This is a genomic window from Ruegeria sp. ABD4_443, from assembly GCF_056160865.1.
Genome location: NZ_JBSWYA010000026.1, coordinates 1 through 232, shown reverse-complemented (window position 1 = coordinate 232; position 232 = coordinate 1). Strand labels below are relative to the sequence as shown.

Here is a 232-nt window from a genome sequence, read left to right as displayed (position 1 = left end):
CCGACACCGCGCCCGCCCGAAACAACAACACCGGCCGAGGTCAGCTCGGGGCGGTCGCTTTCGGCAACCTTGTCCTCGACCCATTCCGACAGGCCTTCGGAGCCCGGAACCGCGACGGTTTCAACCGGGGCCGAGCCGCCTTCGCCCGCCGCGTCAAAGCTGGCGGTACGGAAGGTGACAACCTTCTTGGCGTCGTTCGATTTCACGGTCTGGATCGCGTTGCCCGCATAGA

1 pseudogene is annotated in these 232 nt (G+C 65.9%); it reads right to left on the bottom strand.

The window, feature by feature from the left end:
- A pseudogene (locus tag ACXAG8_RS18515) lies at positions 1–232 on the bottom strand (electron transfer flavoprotein subunit alpha/FixB family protein); the annotation flags it as partial.